The sequence below is a fragment of the Methylococcus geothermalis genome (assembly GCF_012769535.1).
Classification (GTDB): Bacteria; Pseudomonadota; Gammaproteobacteria; order Methylococcales; family Methylococcaceae; genus Methylococcus; species Methylococcus geothermalis.
The window spans coordinates 3083772-3097111 of the sequence record NZ_CP046565.1 but is presented as its reverse complement, the minus strand read 5'-3'; the positions used below and the strand labels follow the sequence as shown (position 1 = coordinate 3097111).

The following is a 13340-nucleotide window of genomic DNA, read 5'->3' as shown; positions in this document are numbered from 1 at the left end:
AGGGTCAGGCCGTCGCTACCGGGGGGCGCTTGCGCCGTTTCCGGGGCCTGGATTTTCCGCCGGGTTTGCGGCCGGTGCGGGTCATCGCTTTCTGCTCGGCCTCGTCGGCGGATTGGAAGCGGGTCCACCATTCCGCCAGTTCGGGTTCGGCTTCGCCGGTTTCTGCGCGCAGAACGAGGAAGTCGTAGGCGGCGCGGAAGCGTGGATGGCTCAGCAGGCGGAAAGGGCGTCCGCCCTGCGTTTTATCGAAGCGGGACTGCAGCACCCAGATTTCCCGCATCGGAATTCCGATCGTCTTGGGAAAGGCCGTGTGGCGGGCTTGCCGGGAAATGACTTCGGACGCCGCCTCCTGATAGGCCACGACGGCGTTTTCGCCCTGAGCGATCCTGGCCTCGGCGCGGCTGCGCACCGGCTCCCACAGCAATGCCGAGAAAAGGAAATAGGGCGCGACCGCCTTGTCTTCCTGCACGCGCTGGTCGGTACGCTCCAAGGCCTTGGCCACGAAGATCAACGGGAAGCCACCGCTTTCGCGGGCCAGGCAGCTTTCCGTTTCCGGGAACAGCGAACCGAACAGCCGGAAATGACGAAGCTGCTCGAAGGTTTGTACCGCGTACCCGCCCAGGAACAATTTGACGATTTCGTCGTAGAGCCGGGCCGCCGGGATGTCGCGCAGCAGCTCCGCCAGCCGGTGGATCGGCTCGGCGCAACTCGGATGCAGGGTGAAGCCGAGCTTCACCGCGAAACGGATCGCCCGCAGCATCCGCACCGGATCTTCCCGGTAACGCTGTTCGGGATCGCCGATGAGCCGCAGCGATGCCTTGCGGTGGTCGTCCATGCCGCCGACGTAATCGATCACGGAGAAGTCGCTGATGTTGTAATACAGCGCATTGACCGTGAAATCGCGCCGGAAGGCGTCTTCTTCGATGGTGCCGTAGACGTTGTCGCGCAGAATGCGTCCGCCTTCGGTAACATGCTCGTCATGCGGCTCGCGCGTCAGGGCCCGGAAAGTGGCGACTTCGATGATTTCCTCGCCGAAGTGCACATGGGCGAGGCGGAAGCGGCGCCCGATCAGGCGGCAGTTCCTGAACACGGCCTTGATTTCCTCCGGGTGGGCATCGGTGACCACGTCGAAATCCTTCGGCTCTCGGCCCAGCAGCAGGTCCCGCACGCAGCCGCCGACCAGATAGGCCTGATAGCCCGCTTTGCGCAGCCGATAGAGCACCTTCAGCGCATGGTCGCTGATCAGCGTGCGCGAGATCGAGTGTTCGGAACGGGAATAAATCCGCGGGCCGGGAGCAACGGGAACCGGGGCTGCCGTGGCGGCGGGGCGTAGCGCACCGATCAACCGTTTGATGAAGGTGAAGAGTTCCAGAGGATTTGTTGGTTGTTTGGTTATAGGAAGTTGCGCATGAATCATAACCCAGGTGAAAGACGGGCTCAATCGAGAGTCCGTCGCGCCCATGAGGGAACCTCGGAAGCTCCGGCATACGATGTCTAAAGACGATATTTACAGGCAATCGAAGTCGTTCATCGACGACTTCGATTTCGGCGAAAACGTCGCGACCGTATTCGACGACATGTTGGAGCGCTCGGTGCCGTTCTACCGCGAGCTGCAGCGCATGATCGCCGAGATGGCCGTCGACTTCGCCGCGCCCGACACCCGCATCTACGATTTCGGCTGTTCCACCGGCACCACACTGATTGGCCTGGACCGTGCGATCGGGCCGCGCCGGCTCACCCTGGTCGGCGTCGACAATTCGGAGGAGATGCTGGCGAAATGTCGCGCCAAGATGGCCGGGCATGCCTTTTCCAATGCCGTCGAACTGGTCCGCGCCGACTTGAACCAGGGGATCGCCATGGATGACGCTACGCTGGCGGTCATGATCCTGACCCTTCAGTTCGTCCGCCCGCTCTACCGCGACCGGCTGGTCAAAACCATACACGAGGGGCTGGAGCAAAACGGGGCGCTGATCTTGGTCGAAAAAGTGCTGGGTGAGAGTTCCTTGTTCAACCGCTCCTTCATCCATTACTACTACGAATTCAAGAAGCGCAACGGCTATACCGAGCTGGAAATCGCCCAGAAGCGCGAAGCCCTGGAAAACGTGCTGGTGCCGTACAAGCTGGCGGAAAACCTGGAAATGCTCAGGGTGGCCGGCTTCCGCTACATCGACGTGTTCTTCAAGTGGTACAACTTCGTCGGCATCGTGGCGGTCAAGTGAGGGATATATGGAGATGCGTGCAGTTTTGTAGTATTCTTCACCTTCCTCAAGACAGTTGAGCGGCATCCGGGCACATCCGGGGGCTGCAAGACTCCGCCATGTGTCCCCATCGTCTAGAGGCCCAGGACACCGCCCTCTCACGGCGGCGACGGGGGTTCGAATCCCCCTGGGGACGCCATAGAATCAATAGCCTTACCATGCGGCGGCCGGACGCGAAAAGGCGGAAACACGCCTGCGGCTTCATGCGGAACATGATGGGCGAATTCGCCGCTTTAGTCTGCCACCTCCATCCCATTTTTCCCCATCCGACCGCTTCGTGAGTTCGTAGAGGGGTACCGGGAGGTGGGCAAAGAAGCACTTTCGTATCTGAAAGCCTCGGGCATCCGCAACCTTCCTGAGCATCTGCGCTGTCCACTCCGAAAACGGCAGCCGCTCGCACACCGTGGGCCATTGGCGGGGGATCGGCATTCGCTGAGGGGAAAGCCGGTGACGATTGAACCGGAGAGATGGGGGGCTTGCGATACTCACGCATTGGGTCAAGTCGGGCCGTGGGCGATAAACAAACCTTGCGGGCGCGTATCGTCCTGATGACGGCGGCGGGTCGTTCGACCCGGGAGATCATGGAGACGCTCAAGGTGAGCAATCCGACGCTGAGTCTCTGGCGCCGGCGCTATCGGGCGTGCGGTATCGAGGGCTGGAAGAAGGGGAACACGCGCCCGTCGCGGGTGCCGCCTTTGCCGGATATGGGGAAGTCGAACCCTCGGATAGCCGGCACGTTCATTCAAGTTGCTGACGAGAACCCCAAGAAGGTCCCGGCGGAATCCGACGACGGCAAGAAGTACACCGTCGAGACGATCAAAGAGCACATCAAGGCGGCTTGGAGATAGAAGATTCGCTCCGCCCACTCATGCCAGTTCATGCTTCATCTGCAATCCGTTTGCGTTTCTGCGGCTATCCGCGCACCGGATCGGGCTGCTTTGGTTTTTCAAACCGTGAACCGCGATTTTTCAAATCATGTGCGGCGCGACAACGGCCCGGATAGCCCGAACGCTTGACAGCTCGCCGTCCGTGGCTATCATTTGGCACTCACTTCAAGGGAGTGCTAACAGCCCGGTCGGAAGCGCCCTTGGTCTTTCAGTCGACTTCATCAGGAATTCAGGAGGTTACCGTGAAAATTCGTCCTTTGCATGATCGTGTCATCGTCAAGCGTCTGGAAGAGGAACGCACCAGTGCAGGCGGCATCGTGATTCCCGACAGCGCTGCGGAGAAGCCGATGCGGGGCGAGATCCTGGCCGTCGGCAATGGCAAGGTTCTCGACAACGGTGAGGTGCGCGCCCTGCAGGTCAAGGTGGGTGACAAGGTCCTGTTCGGCAAATATGCCGGCACCGAGGTCAAGGTCGACGGAGAAGATGTGGTGGTGATGCGTGAGGACGACATTCTGGCCGTACTCGAGAGCTGATGCTCCGCTCACCCGCAGCTTTCCAAGCCTTTCCTAATCATCAATATCGCAGGTAAATCCAAATGGCAGCTAAAGAAGTCAAGTTCAGCGACGACGCACGGGCCCGCATGCTGCGCGGCGTCAACATCCTGGCGCATGCGGTGAAAGTCACGCTGGGTCCCAAGGGCCGCAACGTGGTGCTGGAAAAGAGCTTCGGCGCTCCCACCGTCACCAAGGACGGCGTGTCCGTGGCGAAGGAAATCGAGCTGTCCGACAAGTTCGAGAACATGGGCGCCCAGATGGTGAAAGAAGTCGCTTCGCAGACTTCCGACGTGGCCGGCGACGGCACCACCACCGCCACCGTGCTGGCTCAGTCGATCCTGACCGAGGGCCTGAAGGCCGTTGCCGCCGGCATGAACCCGATGGACCTGAAGCGCGGCATCGACAAGGCCGTGACTTCGGCGGTCGAAGCGATCCACGCGATGTCCGTGCCTTGCACCGAAAGCAACGCCATCGCTCAGGTCGGCACCATTTCCGCCAACTCCGACGAATCCATCGGCAGCATCATCGCCGAAGCGATGGACAAGGTGGGCAAGGAAGGCGTCATCACGGTTGAAGACGGCTCGGGTCTGGAAAACCAGCTCGACATCGTCGAAGGCATGCAGTTCGACCGTGGCTACCTCTCCCCGTATTTCATCAACAACCAGCAGAGCATGAGCGCCGAGCTGGAGAATCCGTTCATTCTCATCAACGAGAAGAAGATATCCAATATCCGCGAACTGCTGCCGGTGCTGGAAGGTGTGGCGAAAGCCGGCCGTCCGCTGCTGATCATCGCCGAGGACGTCGAGGGCGAAGCCCTGGCCACCCTGGTGGTCAACAACATGCGCGGCATCCTGAAGGTTGCGGCCGTGAAGGCGCCGGGCTTCGGCGACCGCCGCAAGGCCATGCTGGAAGACATCGCCGTGCTGACCGGCGGCACCGTGATTTCCGAAGACATCGGCCTGAGCCTGGAAAAGGCGACCCTGGCCGAGCTGGGCTCCGCCAAGAAGATCCAGATCACCAAGGAAAATACCACCATCATCGATGGCGCCGGCAGCACGGACAAGATCCAGGGCCGGATCGCCCAGATCCGCAAGCAGATCGAAGACACCACCTCCGATTATGATCGCGAGAAGCTGCAGGAACGGTTGGCCAAGCTGGCCGGCGGCGTGGCCGTCATCAAGGTCGGCGCCGCCACCGAAGTGGAAATGAAGGAAAAGAAAGCTCGCGTCGAGGACGCGCTGCACGCCACCCGCGCGGCGGTCGAAGAAGGCATCGTTCCGGGCGGCGGCGTGGCTTTGGTCCGTGCGCTGAGCAGTCTGCGCGACCTGAAGGGCGTCAATCACGATCAGGATGTGGGTATCAGCATCGCCCGCCGCGCCATGGAAGAGCCGCTGCGCCAGATCGTCGCCAATGCCGGCGACGAGCCGTCGGTGGTGTTGAACAAAGTTTCGGAAGGTTCCGGCAACTTCGGTTACAACGCGGCGACCGGCGAGTTCGGCGACATGATGGCCATGGGTATTCTCGATCCGGCCAAGGTGACCCGGACCGCGCTGCAGAATGCGGCTTCCGTGGCTTCTCTCATGATCACCACCGAGGCCATGGTGGCCGAAGAGCCGAAGGACGAGTCCCCGATGCCGGGCGGTATGGGTGGCATGGGCGGTATGGGTGGCATGGGCGACATGATGTAAGCCAAGGCTCGCAAGCCGTTCCAAGGTCTTAGGAAAGGCCCCACCCGCGACGGGTGGGGCCTTTCCTTTTATGTGCGGCAGCCGGTGAGCTTCCGGTGCCGGCGGTTCTGCCTTACTATCTCGGCCTCGGCAGGCCGCACCGCCGGGCCGATCTGTCATTGCGGGGCAAGATGATGGGGCAATATTTCGAAAGGTTCGAGGAGCGTCCGGCGCCTGAGCCGCTACCCTGGTCGCTGTGGCGCGAGTCGCTTTACCAGTATCTGGCGACGGTGGCGCTGGTGCTGGGGGCTTGGTATCTGGCCTGGCGCTGGAGTTCGTCCCTGAACGAGCGTGCGTTGTGGTTGTCGGTGCCCCTGGCTTTCGCCGAAAGCTGCGCCTATCTGGCCTGGGCCTTGCTCGCCTTCAACCTGTGGCGGATAGCCGACCGGCCTTCGCGTCCGGCGCCCTACTGGATTTCCGAGTGCGTTTCCGATCTTGCCGCTCCTCATCGTCCGCTCGCCGTCGATGTGTGTGTCGCTACCTGCGACGAGGATGCGGCTCTGGTTCGCCTGAGTCTGGAAGATGCGAAAAAGCTGAATTACCCCTATCCGATCGACATACGGCTGCATCTGTACGATGCAGCCCGCCGCCCCGCCATGAAGCAGCTTGCGGAGTCCCTGGAGGTGGCCTACCTCGTGCCGGAGGAGCAGGATGGCCTGGGGACGCACAATCTGCGCCGGATCGTCGAGCAGACGCAAGGGGATTTCATCGTGTTCTGCGACGCCGATACCCGGCTGTTTCCCTCCTTCCTGGAGCATACCCTGGGCTACTTCCGGGACCCGGACGTGGCCTGGGTGCAGACGCCGCATTGGTATTGCGACATTCCCGAAGGCGCTCCCCTGGGCGATGTGCTGGGCCGTCGTTTCGGCCCCACGGGTTTCGCCTTGGGACGAGCCTTCGAGGCGGTGGCCGGGCCGGTACGGGTCGGCAGGGATCCGTTCGGCAGTGATCCGTCCTTGTTTTTCGGGGTGATCCAGCGCCGGCGCAACCGGGCCGACGCGGCGTATTCGTGCGGCGCAGGCGCAGTCTACCGCAGTGACGCCCTCATGGATGCCGTGGATTTGGCGCGGGCCCGGCGCGTCGGCAAAGAGGTCGGGCGGCTCGCGAAGGGAATCAGCGACCAGGAGTGCCGAGCCGATTTCGTCGAGACCGTGACGCGTCAGGCGGCGGCCGATGCCGGGGTGGCGCCGTATCATCTGCGCGAGTCCGAACATTTCTACGCCTCGGTGGTGCTGCATGGCTGCCGTGACCGGAACTGGAGTTCAGTGCTGCATCCGCGCATCGAGTCGAAAATGCTTTCGCCGCAGAGTCCGCGCGACGCCGTCGTCCGCCGTTTCCGCCGCACCCTCGGCCTGCAGGAAATCGCATTGCGCGACAATCCCGTTGTTTCCCGCGGCCTGAGTCTGACGCAACGGCTGATGTATGCCCAGACCCTGTGGTCCTCCTTCGGCTGCCTGTGGCACTCGGCCTTTCTATTGGCGCCGATGGTTTTTCTGTATACCGGCATCGCGCCGGTCGAGGCCTATTCGTCGGCCTTTTTCAGCCATCTCCTTCCGTTTCTATTGGCCGCGGAACTGGCCATGATGGTGGGCACCTGGGGTGTGCCCTGCTTCCGGCAGCGGGCGGCCTCGCTGGCCTTGCTGCCGGTGGATCTGCATGCCTTATGGTCGGTGCTGCGCGGGCGGCGCTTCCCCGCGGCATCCAGAAGCAACCGGGCGCGCGATTTGTCCCGGCTGGCGGAATTCCGCATCGCGGCGACGGCCTTGACCCTCGGAGGGATGTTTTTCGCCCTGGCGCGTTTGATGTTCGGCAGCCATGCGGACCCCGGCGGCCTGCTCGCCAATGGCATGTGGGGACTTTACAACGTCGTTCTGTTGTCGGGCACCGTGAGCCTTTCGGCGCGGAGCGTTCCCATCGAGTCATCTGACACGCAAGAGGCTCAGGCATGAGTTTTCCGAACGCTTTACTCGCCGCCCGCCACCACCTCGTGGTGATCCTGGGGCTCCTGACCGCCGCGGTGCTGGCATCCCGGCTGGAATTGCCGTCCCGCGAGGCTTCCCCGCCGCTCCCCAGCGGAGAAATACCCGCTCCCCGCCGCGGCGCATTGTTGGAGGAAGAAACCCGCTGGGCTCGGGCCGCCTGGCGCTATTTCCAGCGCAACTGTCAGGACGAGACGGGTCTGGCCAATGCGGCCGATGGCCGTCCCGTCACCACGCTGTGGGATACCGGCTCCTACCTGCTCGCCATGATTTCGGCCTATCGCCTCGGTGTGATCGACAGAGTGGAGTTCGATCAGCGTCTGGGTCGGGCTCTGAACGCTCTCGCAAGGATTGCCTTGTTCCAGGGCGAACTTCCCAACCGTTTCTATCACACCGAAACGCTGGCCATGGCCGATGCCGAAGGCCAGCCGTCGGAGCAGGGTGTCGGTTGGTCCGCGGTCGACATTGCCCGTTTACTGGTTCCGTTGCACATCATCGTCTGGAACTATCCGGGGCATGCCGCCGAGGCAAGCGCGGTGGTGCGGCGCTGGCGGCTCGACCGCCTGGTTCGGGAGGGCGTACTCACTGGCGCAGCCGTCGACGCACCGGGGCAGGTCGACTATCCGCAGGAAGGGCGGGGCGGTTACGAAGCCTATGCGGCGAAAGCCATGGCGCTGCTCGGGAGCGGCGTGTCCACGGGGCCTTACGGGTACGCCAAGGTCCAGGGCGTGCGGGTTCCGATCGACCAGCGGCCGCCGGAAAAGTCTTCCTCCCGCAACTACACCGTCGGCGAACCCTATATCCTCGAAGGGCTGGAATTCGGCTGGGATCGTTCCGGGCGGGAGGACGCCTGGCGGATTTTCCGCGCCCAGGAAAACCGCTTCAAGGCCACCGGAAAATTGACGGCGGCCAGTTCCGGCCAGGTCGACGAGGCGCCGTATTTCGTCTACAACACCGTGTATGCGAAGGCTAAGCCATGGCAGACGCTCACGGTGGATGCCAAGGACGCCGCCCCCTTCCGCTTTCTGAGCGCCGGCGACGCCGTCGCCTGGTATGCCTTGTACGATGCGGACTACAGCCGGCAACTGGCGGACAAGGCGGCCAGCCTGTTCGATCCCGAACAGGGTTGGTATGGTGGCTGGTATGAATCCATGGAACGCCCGAACAGGGCGATGAGCGTCAACACCAACGCCATGGTGCTGGAGGCTCTGCATTACCGGCAGTTTGGCGCGCTGGTGGCGGTTTACGCTCCGACCGAACACGCCGAATCTCCCGCGGCCGCGCTTCCGTCGGCGGAGCGCGGCGGGGATGCCAAGACGGCCCGGCTCAAGCCGGCAGTCCAGTCCGGCCCAGGCCGTCAAGCCAAGGACGGGCATGCCAGAACCAGGAAGGTAAAAGGGAGTTCCTCCGCCTCCAGGGCGTCCGCTAAACAGGGCTCGAAATCCCGGGAATCGGGCGCCAAACCGGCAAAGAAACACCGCTGACGGCGGCCATTGACCGGACTCCTCCGGCATTGCCGAAAGACTCATGAGGAAGAGGCTCGTGCTGGGATTGCTCGTCATGGCGGGTTGCGCCACTGCGCCACCCCGCGACCCCGCCGACATCTGCTCGATTTTCAGGGAAAAGGACGACTGGTACGAAGGGGCGCGCCAGGCGGAGCAGAAATGGGGGCTGCCCATTCCCGTGCAGATGGCGATCATCAAGCACGAGTCGGCCTTCGAGGAAGATGCCAGGCCGCCGCGGGTCCGGTTCCTGGGGATCCCGCTGTGGCACCCGACCTCGGCCTACGGCTATGGCCAAGTCCTGGACGGCACTTGGGACCTTTACACCCAGAAGAGTGGCCATTCGGGCGGCGACCGGGACGATCTGGCGGACGTCGCCGACTTCATCGGCTGGTATGCGCATCAATCGCAGAGCCGTCTGGGCATCCCCAAACACGACGCCTACAACCTGTATCTCGCCTATCATGAAGGCTGGGGAGGCTGGCGGCGCCGGAGCCATGTGTCCAAGCCCTGGCTGTTGAGCATCGCCCGCAAGGTGGCGGCGACGGCCCAAAATTACGAACGGCAACTGTACCGCTGCCGGCCCGAACTGGAGGCGGCAGCGGAGTGACACATTCGATTTTTTTTAAGATGAACCTATCCCACCGGACCTTGGTCCGCGAGGCGTACCAGACGGTGCGCCGCGGCCTTGCCCTCGTTCTGCGCTGGGTCCTCGCGCTGCTTGGCGAAATTCGCGCAGGCGGGCTGGACTACCGCGCCATGAGCCTGGTGTACACCAGCCTGCTGGCCCTCATTCCACTGCTCGCCGTGGCATTTTCCGTACTGAAGGCCTTCGGTGCGCATACCGAGCTGGAGCCGCTGCTGTCGGAACTGCTCGAACCCCTGGGTGTCAACGCCGACCAGGTGAAGGATGCCATCATCGACTCGGTCAAGCGGCTGAAGGTGGGGGTGCTCGGCTTTCTGGGTTTCCTGTTCCTCTTCTACGTCAGCATCACCATGCTGGACAAGATCGAGGAGTCCTTCAACCATGTCTGGCGCACGCGCACTTCCCGCAACCTCTGGCGCCGGCTCGGCGACTACCTGAGCTTCACCCTGGTCGGCCCGCTGCTGCTGTTTTCAGCCTTCGGCAGCATGACGGGACTCTTGGGCCGCCACAGCGGACGCGGCGCGGCCGGATGGGCCTGGAGCCTGGCGGATCATGTGCTGCCGTATGCGGCGATCATCCTGGCCTTTACCCTGTTCTACCGGGTCATCCCCAGTGCACGAGTCAAGCTGCGCTCCGCGCTGTTCGGCGGCGTCGTCGCCGGGGCGATGTGGGAAGTGGCCGGCTGGGTGTTCGGAGAGTTCGTCGCCGGTTCGTCGCAATATCATGCGGTCTATTCCAGCTTTGCCATCCTGGTGCTGTTCATGGTGTGGCTGTATGTGAGCTGGCTCATCGTGCTGCTGGGTGCGCAAAGCAGTTTTTTCTTTCAGAATCCCCAATGCCTCGGCCAGTCGGCCGGAAGGGCGCGGGCGGACAATCGCCTGTGGGAACGTGGTGGCCTGGCGATCCTGTACCTGATCGTCCAGCGCTTCCTGGCCGGACAAAAGCCCCCGAGCCTCGCCGATCTGGCCGAATCGCTCCATTTGCCCGAAGTCCTGACGGGGGAACTGCTGGCGCTGCTGCAGCAGGCCGGCTTCATCGTCGCCATCGACCACGGCCGTCCGGGCTTTCTGCCCGCCCGTGATCCGGGCGCTATAGCCGTGCTCGAGGTGCTCGAAGCCCTGCGCGGAGGCGAGGGCACCTTGCCGCTTCCGGCGCCGGTGGCGCTCGGAATGGCTGCCGCCGAAACCTCACTGTCCGCCCAGCTGGCCGGGACGAGCCTGCGCGACTGGGTGGCCTCGGCCCAATCCTGAGTTCGATCGATTCATCATGCCAACGACCCGTGATTTTTTCGCCACGGCCCCCAAGGGCCTGGAGCCTCTGCTTGCCCGTGAACTGGACGGCCTTGGAGCCGAGTCCGTCAAGGAAACCCGCGCCGGGGTCGAATTCCGCGGCACGCTCGAGACGGCCTACCGCGCCTGCCTGTGGTCGCGGCTGGCCAACCGGATACTGATGCCGCTGGACCGCTTCGCCGCCGCGACGCCGGAGGCGCTGTACGACGGCGTGCAGCGCACCGATTGGGCCCGGCATTTCGAGCCCGAGGCGACCATCGCCATCGATTTTTCCTCCCGCCGCTCGGCCATCACCCATACCTTGTTCGGCGCCCAGAAGGTCAAGGATGCGATCGCCGACCAGTTCCTCGACCGCCTCGGCCGGCGGCCCTCGGTGCAGCTCGAACAGCCGGACATCCGCATCAACCTGCATCTGGACGCCGACCAGGCCGTGCTCAGTCTCGACCTCTCGGGCGACAGCCTGCACCGGCGCGGCTACCGCACCGAGGCGGGGCCGGCGCCGCTCAAGGAGAACCTGGCGGCGGCGGTGCTGCTCCGCGCGGGTTGGCCGGAGGTCGCCGCCCAGGGTGGCAGCCTGATCGATCCCATGTGCGGTTCCGCCACCTTGCTGATCGAGGGCGCAATGCTCGCCGCGGATCTCGCGCCCGGCCTGCTGCGAGGCCACTACGGCTTCCTGGCATGGAAAGGGCATGACATCGACCTGTGGCAGAAGTTGCTGGACGAGGCCCGGGAGCGGGGCGTTGCCGGGCTGGCGCGCCTCCCGCCCATCCTCGGCTACGACCTGGACCGCCGCGCCATCCATCTGGCCCTCAACAACATCGACAGGGCGGGGCTGCGCGGCAAGATCCACGTCGAACGCAGGGCCGCTGCCGATGCGCGCCCGAAGGGGACGAAGGGGCTCGTCGTGGTCAATCCGCCCTACGGCGAGCGGCTGGGCGATCTCGAGAGCCTGAGTCCGGTCTACCGCGCATTCGGCGAGACGCTGCAGCAGCACTTCCAGGGCTGGAAAGCCGCCCTGCTGACGGGGAATGTCGAGCTGGCCTTCCAGATCGGAGTACGGGCAAGCCGTTACTACACGCTCTACAACGGCGCACTGGAGTGCCGATTGTTCCTGTTCGAGATCGAGCCCGAACGATTCTTCACCCCGCGCTCCGGCGCCCCGGAGACCGAAGGCCAGAAGAAGCTGAGGCAGATCATGGGAAAAGCCGGGCGCGGCGCATTTCCGGCGGAACAGGCCGAGATGTTCGCCAACCGGTTGCGCAAGAATTTGCGCAGCCTGGGGAGCTGGGCGCGCAAGAGCGGGGTGAGTTGCTACCGGCTGTACGACGCCGATCTGCCCGAATTCGCCGTCGCGGTGGACCTCTATCAGGGCGAGAAGCTCTGGGTCCATGTGCAGGAATACGAGGCCCCTTCCAGCGTCGACCCGGCCAAGGCGGAGGCCCGGCTGGCCGGGGCCATGGCCATGATCCCGGAGGTACTGCAGGTGCCGCGCGAGCAGATCTACCTCAAGGTGCGCAGACGCCAGAAGGGCGAGGCGCAGTACGGCAAGCAGGACCAGACTGCGCATTTCCACGTGGTGGAGGAGGGCGGCTGGCGATTCTGGGTCAACTTCGAGGACTACCTGGACACCGGATTGTTCCTGGACCACCGCATCACGCGGGGCCTGATCCAGCAGGCCGCCCGCGGCCGCCATGTCCTCAACCTGTTCGCCTATACGGGCACGGCGACGGTGTATGCGGCCGGCGGCGGCGCGGCCTCGACCACCACGGTGGACATGTCGCACACCTATCTCGACTGGGCCGGCCGCAACCTGGCGCTGAACGGACTCGCCGAACGCGACAACCTGCGCATCCAAGCCGACTGCCTGGAATGGCTGGATGCAGCCACGAGCCGCGCCCGTCGCTATGGACTGATCTTCCTCGACCCGCCGACCTTCTCCAATTCCAAGCGCATGGCCGGCAGTTTCGACATCCAGCGAGACCAGGGCCCGCTGCTGAAAAAAGCCGTGTCTCTGCTCGAACCCGGTGGCCTCCTGATCTTTTCCACCAACTACCGCAAATTCAAACTGGATGAAACGGTGCTGGCAGGCTGTGCGGTCGAGGACATCAGCCGCCTCACCTTGCCGAAGGACTTCGAGCGCAACCCTAAAATCCATGTGTGCTGGCGCATCCTCGCGCCGACTGGCCAGCGTTGAAAGATGAGGAGCGAGCGGAAAAGATGAAACGGGTTCATGTCCATGTCGCGGGCCGGGTGCAGGGGGTCTGGTACCGGGCGTCGGCGGCCAGGAAGGCGTCGGAACTGGGCCTGACCGGCTGGGTGCGCAACCTGCCGGACGGGCGGGTGGAGCTGGTCGCCGAGGGGGATGTGGCGACGGTCGAAGCGCTGCTGGCCTGGTGCCGGCGTGGCCCGCCTCTGGCCCGGGTGGCGCGGCTCGATGTCCGGGAAATGGCGGCCACCGGAGAGTTCGCCGAGTTCGCGGTATTGCGCGACGATTGACG

At 63.8% G+C, this 13340-nt stretch carries 11 protein-coding genes and 1 tRNA gene; 11 read left to right on the top strand and 1 reads right to left on the bottom strand.

Features of this window, described 5'->3' with window-relative positions; genetic code table 11:
* Positions 1 to 4 precede the first annotated feature (4 nt).
* Positions 5 to 1417 (bottom strand): polynucleotide adenylyltransferase PcnB, encoded by a 1413-nt coding sequence (gene pcnB / locus GNH96_RS14430; protein WP_169604744.1) that lies wholly within the window; start codon positions 1415 to 1417, stop codon positions 5 to 7.
* Positions 1418 to 1490: 73 nt separating this feature from the next.
* Here pcnB and cmoA point away from each other — a divergent pair, with 73 nt between their 5' ends.
* The 11 genes from cmoA (at position 1491) to GNH96_RS14375 (ending at position 13338) form a co-directional block, all read left to right on the top strand.
* Positions 1491 to 2219 (top strand): carboxy-S-adenosyl-L-methionine synthase CmoA, encoded by a 729-nt coding sequence (gene cmoA, locus GNH96_RS14425; RefSeq protein WP_169604286.1) that lies wholly within the window; start codon positions 1491 to 1493, stop codon positions 2217 to 2219.
* Between the two features lie 102 nt (positions 2220 to 2321).
* Positions 2322 to 2397: transfer RNA gene (locus tag GNH96_RS14420), tRNA-Glu, on the top strand.
* Positions 2398 to 2767: 370 nt separating this feature from the next.
* Positions 2768 to 3106 (top strand): helix-turn-helix domain-containing protein, encoded by a 339-nt coding sequence (locus tag GNH96_RS16120; RefSeq protein ID WP_228719888.1) that lies wholly within the window; start codon positions 2768 to 2770, stop codon positions 3104 to 3106.
* A 281-nt stretch (positions 3107 to 3387) separates the two neighbouring features.
* A complete protein-coding gene (gene groES, locus GNH96_RS14410; protein ID WP_169604285.1) occupies positions 3388 to 3678 on the top strand; it encodes a co-chaperone GroES in 291 nt (96 codons plus the stop codon).
* Positions 3679 to 3740: 62 nt separating this feature from the next.
* Positions 3741 to 5387: a chaperonin GroEL gene (gene groL, locus GNH96_RS14405; protein WP_169604284.1), complete on the top strand. Its 1647-nt coding sequence runs from the start codon at positions 3741 to 3743 to the stop codon at positions 5385 to 5387.
* A 95-nt stretch (positions 5388 to 5482) separates the two neighbouring features.
* Positions 5483 to 7375 carry a glycosyltransferase gene (locus GNH96_RS14400; RefSeq protein ID WP_228719887.1) on the top strand — a complete coding sequence of 631 codons (1893 nt, stop codon included), beginning with the start codon at positions 5483 to 5485 and terminating at the stop codon, positions 7373 to 7375.
* Positions 7372 to 8889 (top strand): DUF3131 domain-containing protein, encoded by a 1518-nt coding sequence (locus GNH96_RS14395; protein ID WP_169604283.1) that lies wholly within the window; start codon positions 7372 to 7374, stop codon positions 8887 to 8889. The genes GNH96_RS14400 and GNH96_RS14395 overlap by 4 nt, the downstream gene beginning before the upstream one ends.
* Positions 8890 to 8932: 43 nt before the next feature.
* Positions 8933 to 9517 (top strand): transglycosylase SLT domain-containing protein, encoded by a 585-nt coding sequence (locus GNH96_RS14390; RefSeq protein ID WP_169604282.1) that lies wholly within the window; start codon positions 8933 to 8935, stop codon positions 9515 to 9517.
* A 20-nt stretch (positions 9518 to 9537) separates the two neighbouring features.
* Positions 9538 to 10803, top strand: coding sequence for a YhjD/YihY/BrkB family envelope integrity protein (locus tag GNH96_RS14385; protein WP_169604281.1), 1266 nt, complete (start codon positions 9538 to 9540; stop codon positions 10801 to 10803).
* A gap of 16 nt (positions 10804 to 10819) precedes the next feature.
* The gene (rlmKL, locus tag GNH96_RS14380) at positions 10820 to 13036 is read left to right on the top strand and encodes a bifunctional 23S rRNA (guanine(2069)-N(7))-methyltransferase RlmK/23S rRNA (guanine(2445)-N(2))-methyltransferase RlmL (protein WP_169604280.1); all 2217 of its coding nucleotides are present in this window, start codon (positions 10820 to 10822) and stop codon (positions 13034 to 13036) included.
* Positions 13037 to 13059: 23 nt separating this feature from the next.
* Positions 13060 to 13338, top strand: coding sequence for an acylphosphatase (locus GNH96_RS14375; protein ID WP_169604279.1), 279 nt, complete (start codon positions 13060 to 13062; stop codon positions 13336 to 13338).
* Positions 13339 to 13340: the final 2 nt, after the last annotated feature.